The organism is Ruegeria sp. F5 (genome assembly GCF_056533845.1).
Map to the genome: position 1 here is coordinate 1 of NZ_JBQFOU010000010.1, position 25,940 is coordinate 25,940.

The 25,940-nt window shown below is 63.1% G+C and carries 26 protein-coding genes; 8 read left to right on the plus strand and 18 right to left on the minus strand.

Annotation, left to right across the window (positions count from 1 at the left end):
- Nucleotides 1-397: 397 nt before the first annotated feature.
- Nucleotides 398-1,591 (minus strand): Zn-dependent hydrolase, encoded by a 1,194-nt coding sequence (locus ACR0K1_RS15555; RefSeq protein WP_480851235.1) that lies wholly within the window; start codon nt 1,589-1,591, stop codon nt 398-400.
- Nucleotides 1,592-1,738: 147 nt separating this feature from the next.
- Here ACR0K1_RS15555 and ACR0K1_RS15560 point away from each other — a divergent pair, with 147 nt between their 5' ends.
- The 4 genes from ACR0K1_RS15560 to ACR0K1_RS15575 are packed head-to-tail and all read left to right on the plus strand — an operon-like array spanning nt 1,739 to nt 5,230.
- Nucleotides 1,739-2,389, plus strand: coding sequence for a histidine phosphatase family protein (locus ACR0K1_RS15560; RefSeq protein WP_480612169.1), 651 nt, complete (start codon nt 1,739-1,741; stop codon nt 2,387-2,389).
- 10 nt (nt 2,390-2,399) lie between these two features.
- Nucleotides 2,400-3,014, plus strand: a complete 615-nt coding sequence (locus ACR0K1_RS15565) for a glutathione S-transferase family protein (protein WP_480851236.1) — start codon at nt 2,400-2,402, stop codon at nt 3,012-3,014.
- 14 nt (nt 3,015-3,028) lie between these two features.
- Entirely contained in the window at nt 3,029-4,084 is a 1,056-nt protein-coding gene (locus tag ACR0K1_RS15570) for a saccharopine dehydrogenase (protein WP_480612167.1), read from the plus strand.
- 3 nt (nt 4,085-4,087) lie between these two features.
- Nucleotides 4,088-5,230: a saccharopine dehydrogenase family protein gene (locus ACR0K1_RS15575; protein ID WP_480851237.1), complete on the plus strand. Its 1,143-nt coding sequence runs from the start codon at nt 4,088-4,090 to the stop codon at nt 5,228-5,230.
- A gap of 44 nt (nt 5,231-5,274) precedes the next feature.
- Here ACR0K1_RS15575 and ACR0K1_RS15580 read toward each other — a convergent pair whose 3' ends face one another.
- The 5 genes from ACR0K1_RS15580 to ACR0K1_RS15600 all read right to left on the minus strand — a co-directional run bounded on the left by ACR0K1_RS15580 (nt 5,275) and on the right by ACR0K1_RS15600 (nt 8,314).
- A complete protein-coding gene (locus tag ACR0K1_RS15580) occupies nt 5,275-6,327 on the minus strand; it encodes a tetratricopeptide repeat protein (protein ID WP_480851238.1) in 1,053 nt (350 codons plus the stop codon).
- Nucleotides 6,328-6,477: 150 nt separating this feature from the next.
- Entirely contained in the window at nt 6,478-6,681 is a 204-nt protein-coding gene (locus ACR0K1_RS15585; RefSeq protein ID WP_480612164.1) for a hypothetical protein, read from the minus strand.
- A gap of 50 nt (nt 6,682-6,731) precedes the next feature.
- A complete protein-coding gene (locus ACR0K1_RS15590) occupies nt 6,732-6,959 on the minus strand; it encodes a DUF1127 domain-containing protein (RefSeq protein ID WP_480612163.1) in 228 nt (75 codons plus the stop codon).
- Nucleotides 6,960-7,138: 179 nt separating this feature from the next.
- A complete protein-coding gene (locus ACR0K1_RS15595; RefSeq protein WP_480612162.1) occupies nt 7,139-7,456 on the minus strand; it encodes a DUF3775 domain-containing protein in 318 nt (105 codons plus the stop codon).
- A gap of 3 nt (nt 7,457-7,459) precedes the next feature.
- On the minus strand, nt 7,460-8,314 hold the full coding sequence (locus ACR0K1_RS15600; protein ID WP_480612161.1) for a DUF1365 domain-containing protein: 855 nt from the start codon (nt 8,312-8,314) through the stop codon (nt 7,460-7,462).
- Nucleotides 8,315-8,603: 289 nt separating this feature from the next.
- Between ACR0K1_RS15600 and ACR0K1_RS15605 the strand changes: the two genes are divergently transcribed.
- From ACR0K1_RS15605 to ACR0K1_RS15615, 3 genes are read left to right on the plus strand one after another with little or no spacing between them, the layout of a single operon-like run.
- Nucleotides 8,604-9,119, plus strand: coding sequence for a sigma-70 family RNA polymerase sigma factor (locus tag ACR0K1_RS15605; protein ID WP_480612408.1), 516 nt, complete (start codon nt 8,604-8,606; stop codon nt 9,117-9,119).
- A 10-nt stretch (nt 9,120-9,129) separates the two neighbouring features.
- The gene (locus tag ACR0K1_RS15610) at nt 9,130-9,780 is read left to right on the plus strand and encodes a ChrR family anti-sigma-E factor (protein WP_480851239.1); all 651 of its coding nucleotides are present in this window, start codon (nt 9,130-9,132) and stop codon (nt 9,778-9,780) included.
- 21 nt (nt 9,781-9,801) lie between these two features.
- On the plus strand, nt 9,802-10,242 hold the full coding sequence (locus ACR0K1_RS15615; protein ID WP_480851240.1) for a hypothetical protein: 441 nt from the start codon (nt 9,802-9,804) through the stop codon (nt 10,240-10,242).
- Between the two features lie 95 nt (nt 10,243-10,337).
- On the opposite strand, the gene ACR0K1_RS15620 is transcribed toward ACR0K1_RS15615, so the two are convergent.
- The 6 genes from ACR0K1_RS15620 to ACR0K1_RS15645 all read right to left on the minus strand — a co-directional run bounded on the left by ACR0K1_RS15620 (nt 10,338) and on the right by ACR0K1_RS15645 (nt 17,655).
- Nucleotides 10,338-11,567, minus strand: a complete 1,230-nt coding sequence (locus ACR0K1_RS15620; RefSeq protein WP_480612158.1) for a DNA recombination protein RmuC — start codon at nt 11,565-11,567, stop codon at nt 10,338-10,340.
- A gap of 58 nt (nt 11,568-11,625) precedes the next feature.
- Entirely contained in the window at nt 11,626-13,479 is a 1,854-nt protein-coding gene (gene mutL, locus ACR0K1_RS15625) for a DNA mismatch repair endonuclease MutL (RefSeq protein WP_480851241.1), read from the minus strand.
- Between the two features lie 280 nt (nt 13,480-13,759).
- Nucleotides 13,760-14,689 carry a metal ABC transporter permease gene (locus tag ACR0K1_RS15630; protein ID WP_480612156.1) on the minus strand — a complete coding sequence of 310 codons (930 nt, stop codon included), beginning with the start codon at nt 14,687-14,689 and terminating at the stop codon, nt 13,760-13,762.
- The gene (locus ACR0K1_RS15635) at nt 14,686-15,891 is read right to left on the minus strand and encodes a metal ABC transporter permease (RefSeq protein ID WP_480851242.1); all 1,206 of its coding nucleotides are present in this window, start codon (nt 15,889-15,891) and stop codon (nt 14,686-14,688) included. The genes ACR0K1_RS15630 and ACR0K1_RS15635 overlap by 4 nt, the downstream gene beginning before the upstream one ends.
- A gap of 3 nt (nt 15,892-15,894) precedes the next feature.
- Nucleotides 15,895-16,698, minus strand: coding sequence for a metal ABC transporter ATP-binding protein (locus ACR0K1_RS15640; protein ID WP_480612154.1), 804 nt, complete (start codon nt 16,696-16,698; stop codon nt 15,895-15,897).
- 3 nt (nt 16,699-16,701) lie between these two features.
- Nucleotides 16,702-17,655 (minus strand): metal ABC transporter solute-binding protein, Zn/Mn family, encoded by a 954-nt coding sequence (locus ACR0K1_RS15645; protein WP_480851243.1) that lies wholly within the window; start codon nt 17,653-17,655, stop codon nt 16,702-16,704.
- 319 nt (nt 17,656-17,974) lie between these two features.
- Here ACR0K1_RS15645 and ACR0K1_RS15650 point away from each other — a divergent pair, with 319 nt between their 5' ends.
- Nucleotides 17,975-18,784 (plus strand): SDR family oxidoreductase, encoded by an 810-nt coding sequence (locus ACR0K1_RS15650; protein WP_480612152.1) that lies wholly within the window; start codon nt 17,975-17,977, stop codon nt 18,782-18,784.
- A 24-nt stretch (nt 18,785-18,808) separates the two neighbouring features.
- Here ACR0K1_RS15650 and ACR0K1_RS15655 read toward each other — a convergent pair whose 3' ends face one another.
- The 6 genes from ACR0K1_RS15655 to ACR0K1_RS15680 form a co-directional block, all read right to left on the minus strand.
- Nucleotides 18,809-20,119 carry a M16 family metallopeptidase gene (locus ACR0K1_RS15655; protein ID WP_480612151.1) on the minus strand — a complete coding sequence of 437 codons (1,311 nt, stop codon included), beginning with the start codon at nt 20,117-20,119 and terminating at the stop codon, nt 18,809-18,811.
- Nucleotides 20,116-21,456 carry a M16 family metallopeptidase gene (locus ACR0K1_RS15660; protein WP_480612150.1) on the minus strand — a complete coding sequence of 447 codons (1,341 nt, stop codon included), beginning with the start codon at nt 21,454-21,456 and terminating at the stop codon, nt 20,116-20,118. The genes ACR0K1_RS15655 and ACR0K1_RS15660 overlap by 4 nt, the downstream gene beginning before the upstream one ends.
- A gap of 81 nt (nt 21,457-21,537) precedes the next feature.
- Entirely contained in the window at nt 21,538-22,053 is a 516-nt protein-coding gene (locus tag ACR0K1_RS15665; RefSeq protein WP_480612149.1) for a DUF3035 domain-containing protein, read from the minus strand.
- Between the two features lie 50 nt (nt 22,054-22,103).
- A complete protein-coding gene (gene lspA / locus ACR0K1_RS15670; protein ID WP_480612148.1) occupies nt 22,104-22,574 on the minus strand; it encodes a signal peptidase II in 471 nt (156 codons plus the stop codon).
- Complete coding sequence (gene purH, locus ACR0K1_RS15675) at nt 22,574-24,163, minus strand: bifunctional phosphoribosylaminoimidazolecarboxamide formyltransferase/IMP cyclohydrolase (protein ID WP_480612147.1); 1,590 nt, start codon at nt 24,161-24,163, stop codon at nt 22,574-22,576. Before purH ends, lspA begins: the two co-directional genes overlap by 1 nt.
- A 22-nt stretch (nt 24,164-24,185) precedes the next feature.
- On the minus strand, nt 24,186-25,925 hold the full coding sequence (locus tag ACR0K1_RS15680) for a heparinase II/III family protein (protein WP_480612146.1): 1,740 nt from the start codon (nt 25,923-25,925) through the stop codon (nt 24,186-24,188).
- Between the last annotated feature and the right edge of the window lie 15 nt (nt 25,926-25,940).

Genomic DNA, 25,940 nt, shown 5'->3' on the forward strand with positions numbered 1-25,940 from the left:
CAAAGGATACTGAACAGGCATCTCCCAACCCGCAAAATCAACCAGCTTGCCACCCAACTCAACATGCAAAGCGTAGAGAGGCGTGCGTTTCGGTGCGTCTGTCATGTCGGATACCTTCTTTTTCGTATCTAATGGTCGGAACGCGTACCCGTCAGTCTGCCCCAAGCCGCATAGAATGCAACGATTCAGCCCTGAATTTCGGCAATTCGCATCCGCCACAGCAGGTTTGCATACGGGTGTATGCACCTGAAATGTTCCTATAGGAAACTTTTTTCCGTTAGGCAACAAACTTCGTTTCAAAGCTGATTGATCGCGCCGAACCCCGCGAGACCCACCGTACGGGCTTCGCTTATGCCAAGGCAACCTGTTGGAAAATCTGTATTTTCGACCTGCCTTATCACACGGGGTTGCCCAGCGACGAAACGGCATGTTCCAGCGCATGGAGACCGGTGATCAGGTCCTCCTCGGCCGTATCCTCGGCGAAATCGTGGCTGATTCCGTTGATCGAGGGCACGAATAGCATCGCCACCGGCATCAGGCGCGATACATTGGTGGCATCATGCAGCGCGCCCGAGGGCATCATGCGCCACCGGTCCGGCGCCACGGCCTGCGCGCCCGCTTCCAGCGCGCCGCGCAGGGTCGGGTCCGTGCGGACAGGCTCCAGCCCCAGCATCTGGCCAAAGCTCAGCATCATGCCCATGCGGTCCGCGACCTCTTGCGCCGTGTCGCGGATGATCTGTTCCATCCGCAGCAGACGGTCGGCCTCAGCATCCCGCCACTGCATCGAGAACCGGGCGCGGCCCGGCACGATGGACGAGGCGTTGGGATGCAACTCCACATGCCCGACGGTCCAGACGGTTTGCGGGGTAACGACGTTCCGGAACCGCGTATTGATCTGAGCGTTGAACAGGGAAAGCGCCTGAAACGCATCGCGGCGCAAATGCATCGGTGTGGTTCCGGCGTGGTTCTGTTGCCCTTCGAAACAGATCACCATATCGCGGATGCCGACGATATCGGTCACAACGCCGATTACATCGCCTTCGGCATCCAGTGCCGGGCCCTGTTCGATATGCATCTCGATAAAACCGGTGAACTGAGCGGGATCGACGAAATCCTGCGTCAGGCCCTGCATCGAGGCGCGGGCCGCCGCCAGCGTTATGCCCGAATGATCGGTCAGCGCATCGGCTTTGGACAGGGGCAACCCGCCCGACCAGATCGCCGAGCCCGTGGTGACCCCGAACCGGCCTTCTTCGTCCTGAAAGCTGACAACCGATATGGGCCGGCCGCTGGCGCGCGCGACCTCGAGCGCTGCGATCACGCCCAACGCGCCATCCAGCCAGCCGCCCTCGGGCTGGCTGTCGGAATGCGAGCCCATCAGCAGGGATGGCCCTTGTGCCAGACCGAACAGGTTGCCGACCGGGTCGAAACGGGGCCGCAAACCGGCCTCCTCCATCCGTCCGGCCAGCCAGCGGCGGGCGGCGATATCGGCTTCGGAATAGGCCGGGCGCACCACGCCCTTGCCCACGCCCGATGCCCCGAAGGTGCGCAGCTTGTGCAGATCGGCCAGAAACCGTTTCTCATCAACCGCCATCGCGCCCCCGCTCGTTCCCCGATACGGGAACAATACGCCCGGCGCGCGGCCGCGCAAGCGCCCTGCGGTGAATATTGACGCGACCGGACAAACCCCTCTGGCCCCGGCCCGCAACCTGCCCTAAGACTTCGCCCCAAGAGGAACGCCATGTCATACATCACACTGGTCCGTCACGGACAGGCCAACACCGCCGCGCGGGACGAAAAGAATTACGACAAGCTCAGCGCGCTGGGGCATCAGCAGGCGCGCTGGCTGGGTGCGCATCTGCGCGATACCCGCACGCATCATCCCCGTGTATACTGCGGCACCCTGCAACGGCATATCGAGACCGCCGCCAGCATGGGCCTGCCCGAGCCGATACAGGACGCAAGGCTGAACGAAATCGAGTATTTCAACATCGCCAAACTGTTCGAGGACCAGCATGGCGAGGTTGTGCCCACCGACCGCGAGGGCTTTGTGGAACATCTGCCCAAGACCTTTGCCGCCTGGTCGCGGGGCGAGATCGAAAACACACCCGAAACCTTCGCCGAATTCGAAACCCGCGTGTCCGACGCCCTGCGCGACATCGGCACCGAGGGTGGGCCTGCAATCATCGTCACCTCCGGTGGCCTGATCTCGATGGTGGTGCGGCAGGCGATGGGGCTGGATATCCCGTCGATGGCGCGGGTGGCGCTTGCCATCATGAACACGTCGATGCATCGTCTGCACCCGATTGGCCCGCAGCTGAGCCCGGTTCTGTTCAACGCGGTGCCCCATCTGGAAGCACCCGACCGGCAATACGCGCAGACCCACCTGTAAGGAGGCCCCGATGCAGCTTTATTACGCCCCCCGCACGATCTCGGTTGCCGTTGCGATTGCGCTGGAAGAGGCCGGGCTGGACTATGAAGCGATCAAGCTGGATTTCGCCGGGGGTGAGCAGACCAAGCTCGCCTATAAGCAGATCAACCCAAAGGGCCGGGTTCCGGCGCTGGCCGTGGACGGCGGCATCCTGACCGAAACCGGCGCGCTGCTGGATTACATCGCAGCGATTGCGCCGCAGGCCGGGCTGGTGCCCGACGACCCGGTGATGGCGGCGCGGATGCGTGAGGTGATGTATTACCTCGCCTCGACCATGCATGTGAACCACGCCCACGGGTTGCGCGGGTACCGCTGGGCCAACAATGAAGCCAGCTGGCAGGACATGGCCGGAAAGGTTGCCGAGACGATGACCGCCTCCTGCGCCTATATCTGCTCGAACGGGCTGCGCGGGCCGTTTGTTCTGGGTGAGGCATTCTCGCTGGCCGACGCTTACCTGTATGTTGTCTGCAGTTGGCTGGAAGGCGATGGCGTCGATGTCTCGGCCTTTCCCAAGATCGTAACCTTCCGCGACGCGATGGAGGCGCGGGTTTCGGTTCAGGCGGTGCACACCGCCGGGATGCTCTGACAAAAGGATCACGCATGACACATCTCTGGGTCCGGGCCGAACAGCGCCCGAACGAGGAACGGGTCGGGCTGACCCCCGAAGGGGCTGCGGCCCTGATCGCCGCAGGCCTCCGCGTGACGGTCGAGGAAAGCTCGGTCCGCGCCATTCCGATGGACGGCTACCGGGACGCGGGCTGCGAGATCGCGCCTGAAAACACCTGGCCCGAGGCCCCGCTGGACGCGATCATCTTCGGCCTCAAGGAACTGCCCGAGGATGGCACGCCCCTGCCCCATCGCCACATCATGTTCGGCCATGCCTATAAAGGCCAGCATTCCGGCCGTGCTTTGTTGCAGCGGTTCAAGACCGGGGGCGGTACGCTCTATGATCTGGAATATCTGGTGGACGAAAATGACCGCCGGGTCGCCGCCTTTGGCTATTGGGCCGGATATGCGGGGGCTGCGGTCACTCTGAAAACATGGGCCGCGCAGCAACGCGGACAGGAATGCCCGCCGGTTGGGGTCTATTCCAGCAAAGACGCTCTGAACACCGAACTGGTTGCCGAACTGGACGCCACCGGTGCGGCGCGCGCCAACGCCATCGTCATCGGCGCCCTGGGCCGCGTGGGCACAGGGGCCGCAGACCTGTGCGAGGCGATGGGCGTCACCGTCACCAAATGGGACATGGCCGAGACCGCCAGCGGCGGCCCGTTCCCGGAAATCCTGACCCACGACCTGTTCCTGAACTGCATCTTTGCACGCCCCGGCACCCCGGTCTTTGTTCCACGCGAAGCCCTGACCGCCCCGCGCAAGCTGACCGCCATCGGCGATGTGGCCTGCGACCCGGACAGCGATTACAACCCGGTGCCGGTCTATGACCGCGCCACCACATGGGACGCCCCCGCCCTGCGTGTGGCCACCGACCCGGTGATGGACGTGATGGCCATCGACAACCTGCCCTCGATGCTGCCGGTCGAAAGCTCGCAGGATTACGCAGCGCAACTTCTGCCCTCGCTGCTGACCCTGACCGATCTGGACAGCGGCGTCTGGGGTCGGGCAGAAGCAATCTACAGAACACATATCGAAGGGATCTGAGCGATGACGATTCACTGGTGTGGCACCGGCCTGTCGGCCATTCCCGGCCTGCGCCGCCTGATCGAAAGCGGCCATAGCGTCACCGTCTGGAACCGGACCGTCGAAAAAGCCAAAGCCGAGGTCGGCGACCTGACCGATGATATCCGCGCCTTTGACATCGACGCCTTGGGCGCGGTGCTGGAAAAGGGCGACGTGATCGTGTCCATGCTGCCGGGCGACTGGCACGTGCCGCTGGCGGAACTGGCGATCTCGAAACAGGCCAATTTCGTCTCATCCTCGTACATCGCGCCCGAGATGCGCGCGCTGAACGAGGCCGCGCGCGAGGCCGGTGTGGCGCTGGTCAACGAGGTCGGGCTGGACCCCGGCATCGACCACCTGATGGCGCATGCGCTGGTCGCGGATTACCGCGCCTCGGGCGCGTTCGATCCGCAAAACCATCTGAGCTTCATCTCGTATTGCGGTGGCATCCCGAAAATCCCGAACCCGTTCCGCTACAAGTTCAGCTGGTCACCACTGGGCGTCTTGAAGGCGTTGCGCTCTCCGTCCCGGTCGATCCGCGACTATGCCCCGCTGGACGTTGCCCGCCCGTGGGACGCGATCAGCAGCTATATCGCCCCGCTGCCCGCACCAGAAAGCTTTGAGGTCTATCCCAACCGCGACTCGCTGCCCTTTATGGCCGAGTACCAGTTCGAGGATCACTGGACCGTCAAAGAGTTCGTCCGCGGCACCCTGCGCCTGAACGGCTGGGCGGATGCATGGTCGGACGTGTTCACCGCGATCGAAACCCTCTCGGGCGCGCAAGGCGACGCCCGCCTGAAAGAGATGTCGGATCAGTTCTGGGCCGAGAACGCCTATGACGAAGGCGAGCCCGACCGCGTGGTTCTGTGCGTGGGCCTGAACGCCGAGAAAGAAGGCGTCGAAGTCTGGCACAAAACCTATGTAATGGACGCCTGGGGCGACGAACGCGGCACGGCGATGGCGCGGCTGGTGTCGGTGCCGGTGTCACTGGCCGTCGAGGCCGTCCTGAACCGCGCCATCCCGGCAGGCGTCCACGCAGCCCCCAGCGATCCGAAACTGGTGCGGGAGTGGATGGGCGAGATCAACAAACTGGCGCAGCATTTGCAGGTGGTGGATCATCAGATTTGAAGCTTCATTAGCCCTTTTTTCAACAATCTAGCCAATAAAGAGGGCTAATCCTGAACCGCTTCAATCCCCCACCGGGTTGCGTTGTCGCGAATATAGATCGGATAAGCACGATCCAGATTCTCCAGGAGGATTTTGTCAAACCAGTTTGTACCACTCTCGGAAGAATCCTGCAGCATACAGGCGACCAAACGATCAAATTCTAAGAATTTCTCAATCTCACGGACAAGTTTACCTTCTTCAAGAATTCTCAGCCCAGCCGCATAGCCCTGCAAGACACCATTTGAAACGGAGACAAGATTGACTTCCCCGTCCAGTTTCTCGGAGAGAGCCGTCGAAAACTTATTGATCACCTGATCACAGGTTTCTTTGGACAAATCATGGGAATGCTCAGGAAATAGTTCCGGGCAGTCTGCACCGGCTGCGCGACAGGCCTCGAAAAACTTGCGCCGACTGTATGTATCATCAGGTCTCAACCGCAGCGCCGTTGCAAAGGCGGCAGCCGCATCCCTGTAGCTCTGGTTTCTTAGCTTTAGATAGCCCGAATAGCTCCAGGCCCAGGCACCAACGTCATGGTCATCGATCGCGTCAGCCACCAAATTTTCAAGGTCTTCCCACCGCCTCATGCGCTGAAACAGCTTGGCCTTGGTTTCAAGCGAGAAATCATAACCCGGCTGCAACTCCAACGCGGTGTCAATCGCTTCCAGAGCCGCCGGATACTTTTCGGCCCGAGCCAGAATTGTGGCTTTCCATTGCCACGGGACAGAACTCTCCGGGTCGGCGTTTATGGCCAGATCGGCCTGATGCAATGCTTCATCGGTCTGATCCAGCGTCATATAGACACGCATTTTGTGCCGGTAGATTAAGGACCGGGTTGATGGCTTGTGCGCTGTCCATTTCAGCAAAGTATCGCAGGCCGCAAGCTTGTCCTGCGGGTCGGCTGCGCGGAAGTTGCAGGTTTCGATCAGCTTTCGATGTTCATGGCCGACAAAAACCACGCCACAGACTATCAAAAGGATGAGTGCGGTTAGAATGCGGGCAAGTTTTGATCGGCGCTTCGGCGGGTTTGGCGGGGTATCGGAATTCATTAAATCAACCAAAAGTATAGTCGACCTAACCCTAGGGTGATTTATCAAAGGTTGTCCATGTCAACCACGTCATCCACCATTCCAAAGTACCGGTGATGCCAAAAGGCCACCCCAATTTATTGGAATGGCCTTTTTGGTAAGGGACAGATCTGAAACTTCCATTCAGGAATATCGCTGGATCGTATCCTCGATATCGTTGCGGTTGATGCCCAGTTCGGCCAGTTGGTTGTCGCTCAGGCCGTTGAGATACTGCGCGGCGCGGACGATGTCCGAGCTGATGGCGCGGATGCGCATGGCGCGGTCGAACAGCAGCAGGGCGCTGGCGGTCGGGGCGGGCGCGTTGGCGGGTGGGATCACGTCAAACATGTCAGGAACCTCACGTTGGGTGTTGGGGTCAGGGCGCACCGGGCGTCCGATCACTGCTGATACGGCTTGTTGTGATAGACGCTGTCATAGGCGCGCTGTTTGATCTCGTCCCGCGCCACACCGATATCCACCAGTTGCTGGTCGCTGAGCTGTTCCAGATCCCGCACGGTTTTGGCATAAATCCGACGGCGAAAATGTTCGACCCTGGTGTCGGCGTATCTGGCGAACAGACCGTCAAACAGGCCGGTCCGGGCTTCTGCTGTGTGTGTATAGGCCATGTCTTTCTCCTCCGAAACTTGGTTGCGCTGTCGTTCTGACATTCAATTAAGGAACCCCGCCTTAACGACACCAAAGCGGTTCATTAAGGTTTGTTCAGGTTCCAAATCCGGAGAGAGCGGGCCGATCCTGCAGCCCGGGCAGGGTCAGGGCGCTGCACAGGCCCTGCAGGCTTAGGCCGTTACATCAGATCGTTTTCGACATCCTCTGCCGAAATTCCCAGCGCATCCAGACCGTTTTCCAGATGGTCCGACAGATGCGGCGTACCGATCAGGTAATCGGCGCAGGGGGTCGAAGCCTCGGACCTGGCGGTGGCGATGGCCTCGGCCAGGTCTTCCGCGAAGAAGCTCTCGCGCCCGATCCACATGATGGCGACCAGCTCGGCCTGCTCATCCTCGCCCATACGGTCGATGAAGGCCCGCAGCTCGCCCTCGGCGCGGTTCAGTTCGCGGCCCATCATGGCGACCTGGGCGACTTTTCTTGCCGAGATTTCCAACATGTTTCAGCTCCTCGTGTTCGCGGTTCTGAGGGTATCACAACCATCCTCGGAGGGCGGAGTCTTTGATCTTACGCAAACCGGCGCAGGCGATGTGCGCACCCGTGACATCGGGCGGTCCGGCACCGGCGCCTTGCGGAACGGGCGGAAGGTGGCCTTTTTGGCCCAGAGTTTCAGCGCCTGCCAGACGATCAGGGCAAAGGTCCGGCGAGCGCCAAAAGGACGGCGCAACAGCGACCACAGGATCACGCGGTTGGTCAGGGGCCGGCGCGGCCCGGTCAGGGTGGCGATCAGGCCGCCCTTGTCGCGGCCATAATCGATCCAGACACCAACCCGGTCGGGGCGGAAATCGAAGCGGAAAGTATAGTCCCCTTCGATCTTCTGAAACGGCGACACATGCATCAGCTTGTCGGCCACCACCCGGTCCGACGGCCCGATGGCCGCAAAGCCGGGGTTGTGGCACAGATAGCTGTGGCGCGTGCCATAGGTGTTGGTGACCTCGGCTACCACGGTGTAAAGCTGATTGTTTCCGTCGAAACAGAACCAGAAACTGACCGGGTTGAACACATATCCCAGCACGCGCGGCTGGGTCAGCAGCAGGATCCGGGCGGGCTGGGCGACCCCCATTTCGTCAAACCGCGCGCGCAGCCATGCAGCGCCGTGGCCCTGACCCGGCGCGCCGCCATGATCGCGGGTGCGCCAGTTGGTGACATTCGCCCGGTCGAGGGAAAACAGCGCAGGCGTTGCCGGATCGGACTCGGGGTCAAACAGGATGTAGTCGACGGAATAGCGAAACGCATTCTCGATCGCGCCCTTGCGCCCGTGATAGGTGTGACCCGCAACATGGTCGATATGCTTCATTCCGCCGAACTTCCCGCTGCGCCGTAAACTGTTCAAACGGCGCTCTTTTCCGCAAACCACTCTATACACTGATACGAAAAATAGCCCGGATTGGATTTATTTGTCCCGACAAAGTGATCCGGCTTGGGTCGGCCCGCGTAAAGTGGTTATGTTTACCGAGATCGACTCCGTGACCTTGGACGAACCTGCGGCTGAAGCGGCCGCCCCTCAGCCTTGGCGCGCAAAGAAACGCATCAAGGGAAAGCCGGTGAACGGAACGAAGCAAAGTTGCGGCACCAGAACCGAGTGGGTGGACCATGTCAGGCGCATCCGGGACGCGCAGGATCAGGCGGCCTTTGCCGAGCTGTTCCAGCACTTCGCGCCGCGTATCAAGGCGTTTCTGATCAAATCGGGATCAGACGCCACGATGGCCGAGGAATGCGCGCAAGAGGTGATGGCGACCTTATGGCACAAGGCCCATCTGTTCGATCCGGCACGGGCAACGGTGGCCACCTGGGTGTTTACTATCGCTCGGAACAAGCGCATCGACGTTCTGCGCAAGCAACGCCGCCCCGAACCCGAAGAACTGGGCTGGGGACCCGAGGCGGAGCCCGACCAGGACGACGTGATCGCGCTGCAACAGGAAACCGCGCAGTTGCGCAGCGCCATTCTGGCCCTGCCCGAAGCGCAGAGAGAACTGATCGAGAAGGCGTATTTCGGGGATCTGAGTCACCGGGAAATTGCGTCTCAGACCGGGTTGCCGCTGGGAACGATCAAATCACGAATACGGCTGGCGCTGGACCGCTTGCGCCATGCGATGAACTGAGATGATGGAAATGAGCGAGACGATCAAACATCACCTGACGGGCGACCTGCTGATGGCCTATGCCGCGGGCAATCTGCCCGAAGCGTTTGACCTGATGGTCGCCACGCATCTGTCCCTGTGCGACCATTGCCGCGCGCGGGCGGAAAGCTTTGACGCCGTGGGCGGCCATGTTCTGGAGGAACAGGCCGATACCGTCGATATGAGTGACGCGTCGCTGGCCGCCACGATGGCCTTGATCGCCCAGGGCGCACCGACCCCCAGGCCCGCACGTCCGGGCTGCGCCGTCTTGCCGGTCCCGCTGCAGGATTACGTAGGCGGAACGGTCGACGATATCCGCTGGAAACCCATCGGCATGGGCGTGAAACAGGCGATCCTGCCGACCTCGAAAGAGGCAACGGCTCGCCTGCTGCTCATCCCCGCCGGTGTCGCCGTGCCCGATCACAGCCATAACGGCACGGAACTGACGATGGTGCTGCAGGGCGCGTTCTCGGATGAGGTCGATCACTTCGCCCGCGGCGATGTCGAGATTGCTGATGAAGATCTGCATCACACGCCCACGGCAGATATGTCCGGGGATTGCATCTGTCTGGCCGTTACCGACGCGCCGCTGAAATTCAGTAAGCTGATGCCGCGCCTGTTCCAGCCGTTCCTGCGAATCTGACGGCGCGGGACGTTCCGTGATATGCTGATGCGCAGTTTGGAACGGCAAGGCGTTGCGATGATCAGAGCATTGGCATTTTCAGTGGCACTGTCCGGATTTGCGCCCGTCGCGTCGGCACAGATGGTCGCGGAGGTGACGTTCGAGCCCGGCAATTTCGGGACGATGGTCAGCGGGACAATCACCGGAAACGAATATTTCGACTACAGGCTCGGGGCCAGTGCCGGGCAGGAGATGTTCGCCGAGCTTCAGGTCAGCGACACCAACGGCAACGGGGTAATCTACTTCAACATCCTGCCACCCGGCAGCGATGGCGAGGCGATCTATATCGGCTCGATCAACGGCAACACCGCCCGCATCGATCTGCCCGAGGACGGAGAGTATACAATCCGCGTCTACCTGATGGGCAATGACCGCGACACCGGCAAGACGGTCGGCTACACTCTGGACCTGTCGATCCAGTAGCCCTAAAGCGTTTTACCTGAGGTGGTTCTATCGAAATGCGCGTCCAACCAAACGAAGAGGCAGCATTTTTCGAGTCAAATCAAACGCAAAGCGCCCTACCCCTCGGATTTGCCCAGCGGCACCACGTTGTCGTGGTCGTCGGGGGCCAGTTCCTCGAAATCGAAATTGTCCAGCCGCTGCGCCCGGCGTCCCGCCTTATCGGCGCTGATCTTGATCTCGGAAATATCCTTGGCCGCCTGCCCGAAATGCCGGTCCAGATTTGCCACCCGGTCGCCCAGACGTTCCACATCCTTGTGCAGCATGCCCAGTTCCTTGCGGATCGCGCCCGCCTGTTCGCGCATCCGCGCATCTTTCAGGATAGCCCGCATCGTGTTCAGCGTTGCCATGCAGGTGGTCGGCGACACGATCCAGACCCGCGCCGCGAATCCGTCGCGCACCACATCCGGCAAACGCGCGTGCAGTTCTGCATAGATCGCTTCGGAGGGGACAAACATCAGCGCGCCATCGGCGGTTTCGCCGTCAAGGATGTATTTCTCGGAAATGGCCTTGATATGCACCTTCACCGCAGCCCCAAAGGCGCGCAGGCATCTTTCAACCTCTTCACGGGTCTGCGCCGCCGCCAGCGCTTCAAAATCCTCCAGCGGGAATTTGGCGTCGATCACGATGGGCCCCGGCGGATTCGGCAGGTGGATCAGGCAATCGGCCCGCTTGCCGTTCGACAGGGTCGCCTGCAGCGAATAGCTGTCGGCGGGCAGCGCCTTTGAGACGATGTCGTTCAGCTGAATCTCCCCAAACATGCCCCGCCGCTGCTTGTTCGACAGAATATCCTGCAAACTCAGCACATCCCCCGACAGTTTGGTGATATTGTCCTGCGCCTTGTCGATCGCCGCCAGACGTTCCTGCAACTGCGTCAGCGAGGTCGCGGTCTGTTTCGATGACCCGTGCAGGGTTTCCTTCATCCGCTCCTGCATTTCGGCCAGCGCCCGCGCCGATTTCATCGCGTTGTCCGCCAGCCGGTCATTCATCTGCTGCTGCACCGAAGACAGGCGCGATTCCACGGTCTGGATCACCTGCACCTGCGCATTGGCCTGCGTGTCCGAGACATGCTGCAACCCGCCGCGCAACTGCTCCTGCCCCTGCCCCAACTGCTGCACATGCTGGCCCAGATGCGCCATCTGCCGCGCCAGCGGTTCCGCCATCCGGGCCGAGCGCTGCGCGGCGCGCAGCGACAGGAACAACAGCAGCAGAATCAGGGCGACCACCCCGCCCGCGACAAGAATCACGGGGTCGTTCAATGCGTAAGGGGTGCCTGCTATCTCAATCATCACGACTCAGTTTGTTCTCGTTTTGTTTCAGCCTTCTTAACCCGCGCGCAGTATCAAATCAACTGCGCCCGAACAGCCGCTCGATATCGCTGAGCTTCAGTTCCACGTAAGTCGGCCGCCCGTGGTTGCACTGGCCGGAATGGAGCGTCGCCTCCATCTCGCGCAGTAGGGCGTTCATTTCCTCGGCCCGCATCCGGCGGCCCGACCGGACCGAACCGTGGCAGGCGACGCGGGACAAAATCGCTTCGATCCGCGCCTGCACGGTCTGGCTTTCGCCCTGATCGGCCAGTTCGTCGAGGATATCGAGGATCATCGCGCGGGCATCGACCTCACCCAGAATGGCGGGTGTTTCGCGCACGGCGATGGCGCCACCGCCGAACGGCTCCAGCGTCAGCCCAAGGCGCGACAGGTCGTCGGCCACCGCCATCAGGCGGGCGCAATCGCCCTCGGACAGTTCCACAATCTCGGGGATCAGCAACGCCTGCGCCGCGACACCGTTCTCGGCCATCTGGCGTTTCAGCTTCTCGTAGACCAACCGCTCATGCGCGGCGTGCTGATCGACGATCACCATGCCATCGGCGGTCTGGGCGATGATGTAATTCTCATGCACCTGTCCGCGCGCGGCGCCCAGAGGCACGTCCTGCGCTTCGGGGACCTCCACCGGCGCGACCGGTGCCGGTTCGACGACGCTGCCGCTGTAATCCTGAGCCAGTTCCGCAAACCCCGGGGCCTGCGCGCGAAAAGCCGCCTGACGCGCCGCAGGGGACGGGCGTTCCATCTGATACACCCGCGCCGGGGCCGGCCGCGCGGGCTCGGGCCGCATCGCCCCCAGGGTCGCATTAGAAACGGTCGAGGACGCCCGATGCCCCGCCTCGGCCAGCGCATGCCGCAGGGCCGAGACGATCAGCCCGCGCGCCACGCCGGGATCGCGGAACCGGACCTCGGATTTCGCAGGATGCACGTTCACATCCACCAGCGTCGGATCGCAATCGATGAACAGCGCCGCCGCCGGATGGCGGTCGCGGCTGAGGAAATCGAAATAGGCCGCCCGCAGCGCCCCGGTCAGCATCTTGTCGCGCACCGGACGGCCATTGACGAACAGGTACTGCGCCACCGCCGCACCGCGCGAATAGGTCGGCAGCGCGGCGTAACCATAAAGCCGTATCCCCTCGCGCGTGGCGTCGATCTGCAGGGCGTTTTCCGCAAATTCGCGCCCGATCACGCGGGCCAGACGGGCGTGCAGCGCGTCGAACAGATCGCCATTCTCGCGGTCGGCGCGGAAGGTCACGCGGCCTTCGCCCCCGCCGGACACGTCGCGCAGGGTGAAGGTGATCGCCGGTTCCGCCATCGCCAGACGTTTCACGGTGTCGGTGATTGCCTGCGCCTCGGCCCGGTCGGTGCGCATGAATTTCAGCCGCGCGGGCGTGGCGTAGAACAGATCGCGCAGTTCAACCACCGTACCGGCGCGCAAGGCGGCCGGTTTCACCGCCTCCATCTGCCCGCCTGCCACGCGGACCTGCGCCGCCTCACCCTCGGGCACCCGGCTGGTGATGGTCAGCCGCCCCACCGCACCCAGCGAGGGCAGCGCCTCGCCCCGGAAACCGAAGGTGTGGATGTTCAGCAGATCAGAGCCGTCGATCTTGGACGTGGCATGGCGCGACAGGGCCAGCGGCAGATCCTCGGCGGCAATGCCGCAGCCATCATCGGTCACGCGAATAAGGGTCTTGCCGCCATCAGCGATATCGATGGCAATGCGCGTGGCCCCCGCGTCTATCGCATTCTCCACCAGTTCCTTGACCGCCGAGGCCGGACGCTCGACCACCTCACCAGCGGCGATGCGGTTGATCGCGGCATCGTCGAGTTGCCGAATGACCGGGCGATTTTCGTGGATATAGGGGTTCGTCTGCGCCATACCGCTAGACCTAGCACATGCGCGCACGATTCTGCCACAGGTTTGAGCGGTGAGATTTCAGGCTGAGGGGGCGTCCGAACAGTCGCGGCGGGTCGCTTCTATCAGTTCCCGCATGATCACGACTGTCCGGACAAGCCGAAGTGAGTGGTGGTATTTCAGCTGTTAACGACTGTCTGTTTAACACGGGATTTAGCTTAAATCTTGTTAAGAAATCCGGCTGTGCAATCTGGGCAGAGTTTGGCCGATGGCCTGCGAAACCGGTTGGCAGGAAAACGCCGCTTCACGCAGACGTGCGCGCGCCCACCCGTGCCCTGCAAGGGCCAAACATCGCCGCCAGCGCAAGGATCAGGCCGGACATCGTGGCGATCATCCCGGCCGCGCTGACCGCATCCGCCCCGCCCAGCCATAACGGGCCATAGCCGGCCAGCACATAGCCCGACACGGCTGAGACGATGGCAAAGACGACACTCCATGCAATCTGGGCCTCCAGCCGGTTGGTCATCATCCGCGCCGCGGCGGGCGGGCAGATGAACATGGCGATCACGATGATCGACCCCACCGCATCGAACGCGGCCACGGCGGCGATGGCCGCCGTGATCACCAGCGCCAGACCCAGCGCGCCGGTGCGGATGCCGATGGTTTGGGCGAAACCCTCGTCAAAGGTCGAGATTTTCAGCGGCCGCCAGAACAGCCAGATGAACAGGATCACCCCAGCCAGTGTCAGCGCGATACGCGGCAGTTCCGGCGGCAGCCCCGCCAGCGCCTGCAGGTCCAGCAGCGAGGGCCAGCCGGTCGCATCCAGCCAGATCAGGCTTTCCAGATTGCCGTAAAGCGCGTGTTCGACGTCCAGATGCACGGCCGAGGTATCGGTCTGCTCCAACAGCAGCACGCCCGCCGCAAACATGGTGGTAAACACGACGCCCATCGCCGCACCGGGTTCGATCTGTCCCAGTCGCCGGATCGCCTCGATCAGCACCACGGCGACCACCGCCGCGCCTGCTGCGCCCAACATCATCGGCCAGGTCGAGATGGCTCCGGTCAGCAGAAAGGCCACCACGATTCCCGGCAGCACCACATGGCTGATCGCATCGCCGATCAGGGCCTGTTTGCGCAGCACCAGAAAATTGCCCGGCAGGGCGCAGGCGATGGCCGCGAATGTGCCGATCAGCAGGGGCGTCAGGGACAGGGGGACGAATTCCTCACCGCTCATGTCGGCACTCCCTGCGGGCCGCCGATCTGGCGGTCGATCTCGGCGATCTGGTCGCGCGTCAGCACGGTTTCGATATCGCGCAACCCGTCATAAAGCGCCGCCGTCGCCTCATGCGCCTGATCGGCGCGGATGATTTCCCAGCGTTTCTCGTCGCGCAGGGCCTTGGCGGCACGGGCCTTGCCGACCTCGGTCGCCACCCCATCGGCGCGCACCAGATCGGCGCGGCGCAGCAGGCGCAGGGTGAGCGGTTCGTAGATCTTCTGCCCCTGCGCCAGCGCCAGCAGGCCCTGCCGGATATGCACCCGGCGCTGGAACCGCAGGTGGCGCAGCACGGCGGCAAGCACGCCGCGCACCGGCGCAAACAGCAGCGACAGGACAAAGAAGCCAAAGCTGACCAGAACGATGATCGGCCCGGTCGGCAGGTTCGGGGCCGAGGCTGAAATCGCCGCGCCGATATAGCCAGCCAGCCCGCCTGCGAGGCCGGACAGCAGAACCACCCGCTCGGATCGTTCAGACCAGAACCGGGCGGTGACCGGAGGGATGATCAGCAAGGCAACGATCAGGATCAGGCCGACGATTTTCAGCCCCACCACCGTCACCGCCATCACCAGCCCCATCATCGCCAGATCGATCCGATGCACCGGCAACCCGCGCGCCGCCGCGTATTCGGGATCAAAAGCCACCATGGTCATCGGACGGCGGATCAGCAGCACCAGAAGCAAAGTTGCCCCGCCGCCAATGGCGATGATCAGCGCATCGGCAAACAGCATTCCGGCGGTCGAGCCCAGCAGGAACCCCTCGAGCCCGGCCTGACGGCCCACGCCCATGGTCTGGATCACGGTCAGCAACACGACGCCGAAGCCGAAAAAGACCGACAGGATCGCCCCGATCGCCGCATCCTCGGCCAGACGGGTGCGCCGGGTCAGCCAGTTCATGCACAGCAGCCCGACCCAGGCCGAGACCGCAGACCCCGCAAGCAGGCCCAGCAGGTTGCGCCCGTCGCCGCCCAGCGCCACTAGCAGCATGAAGGCCAGACAGACACCCGGCAGGGTCGCGTGGCTGATCGCATCGCTGACCAGCGCGCGTTTGCGCAGAAACAGGAAGGTGCCGGTCACCCCGGCAGAGACGCCCAGCAGGGTCGCACCAATGGCGACCAGCGTGGCGTTATAGCCAAGCTGCAGGCTCAGCGCGTCCCAAAGCATGATTTAGCCCAAGGCCTGCGAAATCTGGTCGATCTGTGCGGTGGCCAGCCGACCGCCATAGGCCGCCTGCAGGGTTTCGGCGGTGAAGGCCTGCGCCACGGGTCCTTCGGCCACTTTGCGGGTGTTGATCAGGAACACATGATCGAAATAGTCGGTGACGGTGGCCAGATCGTGATGCACCACAATAACGGTCTTGCCCGCCTGCTTCAGTGATTTCAGCACCGCGATGATGGCTTTTTCGGTGGCCGCATCGACGCCAGCAAAGGGTTCGTCCAGCAGATACAGGTCAGCGTCCTGCGCCAGCGCGCGGGCCAGAAACACCCGTTGCTGCTGACCACCGGACAACTGCCCGATCTGGCGATCCGCGAAATCGCGCATGCCGACGCGGTTCAGGCAATCCATCGCGCGGGCCATGTGCCGTGCGCGAATGCGCCCCAGCAGGCCCAGCTGACGGGACAGGCCCATCAGGACCACATCGATCACGCGGGTCGGAAAATCCCAATCCACGCTGGCGCGTTGCGGCACATAGGCGATGCGCGCGCGCTGCGCTTCAAGCGGTTTGCCATAGACCGTCACCTGACCGGACAGCGGCGACACGATCCCCAATGCGGCCTTGAGCAGGGTCGATTTCCCCGCCCCGTTCGGCCCGATGATCGCGGTCATCGCACCGGGCTGCACGGTCATATCCACCGAGAACACCGCTGGTTTCTGCCCGTACGACACGGTCAGACCGCGCACGCATAGCGGGCTGGTGTCCAGCCCTTGATCCTGCACCGAAACGCCCTTGTCCGAGACCAGATTCAGCATCGCTCAGAACCCCGCCGACAGTTTGCCGTCCATGCCGCGACCGGGCACATCCCCGTCCAGCGCACCGGCAATGACGGTGATGTTGTGATCCAGCATACCGATATAGGTGCCCTCGTACGTGCCCGGCTCGCCCATGGCGTCCGAGAACAGCTCACCGCCGACCTTGACCTCGTGCCCTTTGGCCGCCGCGCCTTCGATCAGCGCCCGGATCGACCGGTCCGAGACCGAGCTTTCCACGAAGACAGCGGTGATCTGGCGATCAACCAGCAGGTCGACCAGTTCTCCGATCCGGTTCAGACCGGCCTCGGACTGGGTCGAGATGCCCTGAATGCCCAGAACCTCAAACCCGAAACTGTCGCCGAAATAGCCGAACGCGTCATGCGCCGTGACCAGCACCTTGTTGTTGTCGGGGACCGAGGCCAGAACCTTATCCGCATAGCCCGTCAGCCGGTCGATATCGGCCAGATGCGCCTGTGCGTTGGCGGCAAAGGTCGCGGCTGCTCCGGGGCGGGTTTCTGTCAGCGCCGCCTGTACTTCCAGCACCACCTCGCGCCAAAGCTCCGGCGTCATCCACACATGCGGGTCGTATTTGTCTGCGTAATCGTCATGGGCGCGCAGCTTGGTGGTGTCGATGCCTTCGGCCACCGCAACAACCGTCCGTTTGCGGTCCAGATCATGGAAGAAACCTTCCATCTGCGCCTCAAGGTACAGGCCATGCCACAGGATCAGGTCCGCCCGGGTCATCGCCACGATATCGCTGCGGGTCTGACGATAGGCATGCGGGTCGACGCCGGGGCCCATCAGGCCCTTTACCTCAACCTGATCACCGCCCACCTGCCGCGCCGCATCCGCGATCATGCCGGTGGTTGCGACCACTTTCAGCGGTGCCTCGGCCCATGCGGCAACAGGCAAAGCTGCGGCAAATGCCAGCGCTGCAAGAAAACTGCGACGAATCATGGACAGCCCCATTTTGCTTTCCGTTTCCAGTTGAATATGAGAACCATTCGCAATTAAGTCAACGCTAATGCGAATTATTCGCAAGAAAGCGCTTGTTTTGCCCATTTGGGCAAAAAGCCTCTCACCCAGAGCACACACGCGGTCCCTGCTGCCGATCTCAGTGCCCGTCCGGCGACCGGAGAACGACCGGGACGCTGAAGCGAAAATCGGTCACTTTGGACTGAATCATAGACCATCCGTGCCGCTTGCTGCAGGCTGAGACCGAAGCAATTACATACCGGGGCCTAGCGAATAGGGTTCCCAGCCAACGGAGGCCCAAATGGATTTTTCAGGACAAACCGTCATCGTCATCGGCGGCACCAGCGGTATCAACCGGGGCATTGCCGAGGCGTTTGCGGCCTCGGGCGCGAAGCTGGCCGTTGCCAGCCGGTCGCAGGACAAGGTGGATGACACCGTCGCGGCGCTGAAAGCCGCCGGCGCGGCCGAGGCCATGGGGGCGGCTTTCGACGTACGCGATCCGGACGCGGTGGCCGCTGGCCTCGAACAATTCCACGACGCTTTCGGCGATTTCGACGTGCTTGTGTCCGGCGCGGCGGGCAACTTTCCGGCGCTGACATCCGAGATGTCGGTCAACGCGTTCAAGACCGTGGTGGATATCGATCTGATGGGCACGGTGCATGTGCTGAAAGGGGCCTATCCCTTTCTGAATCGGCCCGGTGCCAGCATCATCAACATCTCGGCCCCGCAGGCGTTTTTGCCCTACGAAGGGCAGGCCCATGTCTGCGCCGCCAAGGCGGGCGTGGATCAGATCACCCGGACGCTGTCGATGGAATGGGGGGTCGAGGGGATCCGCATGAACTCGGTCGTGCCCGGGTTCATCGAAGGGACCGAGGGCGCGCGGCGGCTGGCCCCGACCGAAAACGCCCATGAGGAATTGCGCCGCGATGTGCCCCTGGGGCGCTGGGGCACGCCACAGGATGTAGCCAATGCCTGCCTGTTCCTTTGCTCAGATCTGGCGAGCTATATCAGCGGCACGGTGCTGTCGGTGGACGGCGCGCTGTATCAGCGCGGGTCGGGCAAGTTCGGGCAGATGATGGGCCAGATGCTGCGTGGCATGAAAAAGGGCTGAGCAACGCGCTCAGCCCCTGATCGTTCAGTTGGTGGCTTCCAGCCCGACCGGCTTGCCGACAACGGTGAAATGCAACCCGTCCGGGTCCAGCAATTCGCTGGCGACGCGGTTGACCTCGTCCAGCGTCACGGCGTTGACCTGATCGTTGCGGGTGGCGATGTAGTCGATGGGCAGGTTCTCCATCTGCATTCCGACCATGATCCCGGCGATCTGGCCGTTGCCGTCGAACCGAAGCGGGTAGGCCCCCGTCAGATAGGTCTTGGCATCGTCCAGTTCCTTCTGCGTCACGCCCTCGGATGCGGCACGGGCCCATTCATCGCGGATCACCGCAACCGTATCGGCGATGCGATCATTGGCCGAGGAGACTGAGCCCAGATAGACCGAGGCCAGATCCTTGGGCACAAGGTAGGTCCCGATCCCGTAGGTCAGGCCGCGTTTTTCCCGCACCTCCTGCATCAGGCGGCTTTCGAAGCCACCACCGCCAAGGATGTGGTTCAGGACGAAGGCGGCAAAGAAATCCGGATCGTGGCGGTCGATCCCGGCCTGCCCGAACAGCGCCACGGATTGCGGCGTGTCGAATTCGACAATGCTGACACCGCCGGGGATGGTCACATCGGCTCGGTCCGGGATCGGCTTACCCACCTCGGGCAGATCGGCCAGCAGCGTGTCCAGCAAAGCACCCAGTTCTTCCGGCGTGATGTCGCCAACGGCCCCGACATAGAGACGGTCGCGGGCAAACACGCTGTCATAGGCTTCGACCACATCGTCACGTGTCAGGGCCGAGACGCTCTCGATCGTGCCCTTGCCTTCGGACCCATAGGGGTGATCGCCATAGGCCATCGCCGCGAAACTTTGCCCGGCAATGTCGTTGGGATCGGTCTGATCGGAGCGCAGGCCGGACAGAACCTGTGCCCTGACCCGGTCGACCGCATCCTGATCAAAGCGTGGTTCGTGGATCGTGGTGCGCAGCAGATCGATCACCTCGTCGCGGTTTTCGGTCAAAAAACGGGCCGAGATCGACACGGTATCGTCCGTCGCGCGATAGCTGAACGAGGCCGCCAGCGACTCAAGCTCGCGCGCATAGGTGCGGGCATCCATGTCGCCCGCGCCTTCTTCGATCAGGCCGCTCATCAGGTTGACCGCGCCGCGCTTGTCCGGATCGTCCAGCGAGGTGCCGCCGCGAAAGCGCAGTTCCAGCGCAGTGAAGGGGATCGAGTGATCCTCGACCAGCCAGGCGGTGATGCCGCCGGGCGAGGTGACCGGCTGAATCTCGATCTCGGCCCATGCGGGGATGGCGACGACGAAAGCAATAATAGTTGCGAAAATCCGGGTCATTGCGTCACCTCATCGTCGCGCATCAGCCAGCCGGTCACGGATGCTTCGGGTTGCAGCACCTCGCGGGCGGCGGCGATGATCTCATCCCCGGTCACGGCCTGCAGGATGTCGGGCCAGGCCTGCACATCCTCGACCGTCAGCCCGCTGGTCAGGGCGCGGCCATAGCGGTTGCCGATCCCGTCCACATTGTCGCGGGCATAGGTCTGAGACGCGCGCAACTGCATCTTGATCCGGTCGAGGTCTTCTTCGTTCACCCCGTCCACGATGAAATCGGCCACGGCCTTGTCCATCGCATCCTCCGCCTCTTGCAGGGAAACGCCTTCGGCGGGCACCACGATCAGGTCAAAGGTGGTGTCGTCCAGCGAAACACCCCGGTAGAACGCGCCGGCATAGACGGCTGTCTGCGCCTCGAACTGCAGCTTTTCGTTCAGATACGAGGTCGTGCCCCCGCCCAGAAGCTCGGCCAGCAGGAACAGCGCGGCGGCCTTTTCCTGCGCGCCTGCATCGCGTTCCGGGGCCAGATAGCTGCGTTGCACATAGGGCTGCGCCACGCGCGGGTCCTTGTAGGTCAGGCGGCGCTCGGCGGTCTGCGGCGGCTCTTGCGAACGGACGCGTTCGGGCAGGTCGGGATTGGCCGGGATCACGCCGTAATACTGATCGGCCAGCGTGCGGACCGCATCCGGGTCGACATCGCCGGTCACCACCAGAATGGCGTTGTTGGGGGAATAGTGGATTTCGTAGAAGGACAGCGCGTCCTCCATGTCCAGCGTCTCCATCTCGTGCTTCCAGCCGATGATCGGCACGCCGTAACGATGGTTCAGATACTGCGCCGCGTTCATCTGCTCGCCGAACAGGGCGCGGGGGCTGTTTTCGGTGCGCTGGTTGCGTTCTTCGAGGATCACGTCGCGTTCGGTGGCAATATCGTCCTCGGTCAGGCGCAGGTTGCGCATCCGGTCCGCTTCCATCTGCATCATCAGTTCCAGCCGGTCGGCGGCAACGCGCTGGAAATAGGCGGTGTAGTCATACGAGGTAAAGGCGTTGTCATTGCCGCCATTGGCCGCGACCGTTGCCGAGAACTCGCCCGGGGCCAGCGTGTCGGTGCCCTTGAACAGCAGATGCTCGAGAAAATGCGCCACGCCGGATGATCCGACGGGTTCGTCCGCCGATCCGGCGCGATACCAGACCATGTGCTGCACGACGGGGGCGCGGTGATCCTCGATCACCACGACATCCATGCCGTTATCCAGCGTAAAGGTTGTGACCGCTTCCTTGCCATCCTCGGCCAATACCGGGGTGGCGGCGATCAGGGCGGCAGACAATGCCAGAGCCCGAACCATGGGGCATCCTCCGTTTCGTTTCAGACCTTCAAACTACGGTGGTGCCAGCCGGGATCAAGAGAGATGACGGAAAGTTAAGAATTATTCATCCGGCGGCGAGGACGGTGTTTCCACACCGGCACGGCGGGCAGTCTCGGTTTCTGCGTAGGGGTCGATGGACTGACGTTCATAGACCTGTTCGTACCGGTCGACCGGGAACAGGCGCAGGCCGGTCCAGCGGCCACGGCGCTTGCGGAAGGCATCGTCATCGGCCTGCACCACCTCGCGCGTGTTTGCGGGCACGCCATAACGGCTTGAGGCGGTGACCAGCGCCGCGTCAGACGATGGAATCGCGGTATTGGGGTTCAGCGCCGCCTCGCTCCCGCCCAGTGCGACCACGGCATCGGCGTTGGGATTCGGGTCGGTCAGATTGCTGCCGCCCGGCGTCGGGGCGGGCAGGAACGCGTAATCCTGCGGCTGCGTCAACGGTTTGACCGGCAGCACCGCGAACTCATCCGGTCCGGCACCCGGAGGGTCGAAATCGCGCAGGCCGGGGTTGCTGCATCCCGTAACGGCGGCAGCAACTGTCAGAACAAATATGGCACGCGGCATCCGCATCGTCGTCTCCAGCCAGTTTGAAGCGCTTTTATCGCATATCATCCGGCGCGTCACGAGGGCTTTTTCGCATCGAACAGCACCAGCCCCACCGCACCGGCAAAGATGAACACATCCGCCAGGTTGAACACAAACGGGTTGTGGATGCCGCAACAGGACATGTTGAGGAAATCCAGCACAAACCCGTACAGCACACGGTCCACCACATTGCCCAGCGCCCCGCCGATCAGCAGCCCGCCGCAGATCAGCATGAGTTTCGTGGGGGCCGCGCGCAGCAGCCAGATCAGTACGCCCACCGAAATGACCAATGAAATCCCGATCAGCACCCAGCGCGCCGAGTCGCTGTCGCCCTGGAACAGGCCGAAATTGATGCCGCGATTCTCGCCGTATTTGAACACCAGCAGCGGCGGCAGCACGTCAATCTCGCCTTCGGCCACGCGCATGACGTGCACGACCAGATATTTGCTGATCTGGTCGATCGCAAACGCGGCCAGCGCCGCCCAAAGCAGAAGGCGCGTGCGCATCAGTGGCGGAAATGACGCATGCCGGTGAAGACCATCGCCAGTCCGGCCTCGTCGGCTGCGGCAATCACTTCGTCGTCACGCATTGAGCCGCCGGGCTGAATCACACAGGTCGCACCGGCCTGCGCCGCCTCCATCAGACCGTCGGGGAAGGGGAAGAACGCGTCCGAGGCCACGGCCGAGCCAATGGTCAGCGGTTCGGCCAAGCCCAGCACATCGGCCATGCGTTCGGCTTTCTTCGCCGCGATCAGGGCCGAGTCCACGCGGCTCATCTGCCCCGCACCGACGCCCACGGTCGCGCCGTCCTTGACATAGACGATGGCGTTCGACTTGACGTGTTTCGCCACTTTCCACGCAAACAGCAGGTCGCGCATCTGCTCGTCAGACGGGGCCTTCTTGGTGACGACCTTCAGGTCATCCATGCCGACAAAACCGTTATCCTTGTCCTGCACCAGCAGGCCGCCGGCCACCTGACGCACGGTCTTGCCACCGGCGGTCACGTCCGGCAGGCCCTCGGTGGTCAGCAGGCGCAGGTTCTTTTTGGCGGCAAAGATCGCCTTGGCCTCATCCGACGCGCCCGGAGCGATCACGACCTCGGTGAAAATCCCGGTGATCTCCTGCGCGGTTTCCGCATCCAGCGGCTGGTTCAGCGCCACGATGCCGCCGAAGGCCGAAGTGCGGTCGCAGTCGAACGCGGCCTTGTAAGCCTCCAGCAGCGTCGCGCCTGTGGCGACGCCGCAGGGGTTGGCGTGTTTGATGATGGCACAGGCCGCACCTTGCGCCGGATCGAATTCAGCCACCAGTTCGAACGCAGCATCGGTGTCGTTGATGTTGTTGTAGCTCAGTTCCTTGCCCTGATGCTGCACAGCGGTCGCCACGCCGGGGCGGTTCGTGCCGTCGGTATAGAACGCCGCCTGCTGATGGCTGTTCTCACCATAGCGCAGGGTCTGTTTCAGCTCACCGGCAAAGGCGCGGCGTTTGGGGGCCTCAAGCGCCAGCGCACCGGCCAGCCAGTTGGAGACGGCGGTGTCATAAGCGGCAGTGCGGGCATAGGCCTTTTGCGCCAGCTTGCGGCGGAATTTCGGGCAGGTCGCGCCGTTGTGCTGATCCATATCGCCCAGCAGTTTGTCGTAATCTTCGACGTCCACAACCACGTTGACAAAGGCATGGTTCTTGGCCGCCGCGCGGATCATTGCCGGGCCGCCGATGTCGATATTCTCGACACATTCATCGTAATCCGCACCCTTGGCCACGGTCGCCTCGAACGGGTAGAGGTTCACCACCAGCAGGTCGATCGCGCCGATGCCGTGTTCGGTCATCGCGGCGACATGGGTGTCATTGTCGCGCAGGGCCAGCAACCCGCCATGCACCATCGGGTGCAGGGTTTTGACCCGGCCATCCATCATCTCGGGGAAGCCGGTGACCTCGCTCACATCCTTCACCTCAAGCCCCGCCTCGCGCAGCGCCTTCGCCGTGCCGCCGGTCGACAGCAGTTCGACCCCGCGTTCAGCCAGCGCCTTGCCCAGCTCGGTCAGCCCGGTCTTGTCGGAAACGGAAAGCAACGCGCGGCGCACGGGGTGAAAGTCGGTCATGGGTCCAAAGGTCCTTTTGGCGTCAGTCGAATTCGGGCTCGTCCCGGTGCAGATCGCGCACGGCGTAGGCTGTATCCTGTGCCTTGCTCAGCGTCCACCCGATGCGCGTCGCATACTCCATTGCGCGGCCGGATAGAACGATCTGTTTTGTCGCGCGTGGCTTCAGACGCCCTTTTTCAAGGTAAACGCTTGGAGTGACCGACAATTTTCCCACGCCATCATGGCGGAAAACCCAGATCTCACCGCTTTTCAGCGCCATCGACACCGCCGCCCCGCCCAGATCAAGCGCCGCATCCACGTCGGGATGCAGGTGAAACCGGATATCGAACCCGATCCCGGACAGGCCAGAGGCATCCAACGCCCGGTCAAACTGCCGCTTCGCCTTGTCGGTTGCGGTCAGCAGAATATCCTCACCCGTCAGTTCCCGCCCGTCAAAGCGCAGTTCCAGCGTGCGGGCATGGGTCAGGCCAAAGACCCTTGCATAGCCGTCATGACCGGCCATCAGCCGCACACCCTCGAACGCATCCTCGAACTGAACCGGCACGTCCTGCGGCGCATCGACCAGTGCCTGCGTTTCCCGGCCCGGAATCGCACGCGCCAGCCGGGCGCTGGAATAGCCGTCCAGACACAGGGTCGAATGCGACGGCGTCGCCCGGCCCGCGCGCCGCCATTCCAGCCCGAAACTCCCCCCGGACCCGCAATTGACGATCAGAGGCCGCCGTCCCGAGGTCAGCTCGAACGCCAGGGTCGAGGCATGGGCGTTGTACGAGGCCGCGCCGGTCGGCGGCGCGCTGGCGTCCAGCACCACCGTGGTCCGGGCGGCGGACAGACGGGCATAGCCCATCGGCAACTCGGTCGCCGCCTTGTGTTTCACCCCGCTTTGGGCCAGCGCCTGTTCCAGCCGGCCTTCGATGCCGCGCCCGCCGCCGTGAAACCGCGCCAGCGCGCCATCGGCGTGGCGCAGGCTGCGCAGGGTCGGCGCGATGCGCTTGATGGCATTGGCCTGCGCCGCCGGGGTGCCGCGCCCCAGATCATGCAGCGCCGCCGAAGTCCAGCTGAGCAGGGTAAACACCTCAAGCAACTCTTCGGGGTTGCGGGTCGGAATGCCGCCCTGCGCATCCACCTGCCGGTCACATTCCCCGGCCAAGGCGCGCAGGGCGGGATCGGCCATATGTTCCAGCCCCTCCAGCGCCAGCCCGGATTGCACCAGACCTGTCAGAGCCTCGAATCGCGGCAGGCCCGGTGTCGCTGCCTGCCAGCGTTTCGACAGAAACCATGTCTGCTGCGCCAGCGAGCGGAAGAACAGCCGGCTTTGCGCCTCATCCGCCCCGCGCAGCAGGAACAGCGCGTGGTTGATCCAGCGCATCACCCGCCGTCCGGTCAGGTCGGGCACCCAGCCGGGGCCCTGGCCGCGGCCATGCGCCTCGATCCAGCCCCAGACCCAGCGCTGCGCCTTTTCCCGCGCGCGCATGTCGCCCACGGCGGCCAGATCGTCGAGCCAGGCAAAGCCGTGGCGGTCGTCGTCAAATCCGGCCGAGGGGGCCGTGACCTCCCACAATCCGGTGTCCTGCGCCTCGACCAGATAGCCGGCAAACAGCAGGTTCCCGGCGACCAGCTGGCGACCGCGCGCAAAAGACCCTACGGTGCGGGGTTCAGGCTGGGATACAAAGCCGCTGACCGCCTTCTGCCTCTGGCTCAGGCGCGCGTGGAACCGGTTCTGGAACCGCATCCACCGACTGGTCATGGTGTCCGACTGTGACATGACGCCCGTTACTCT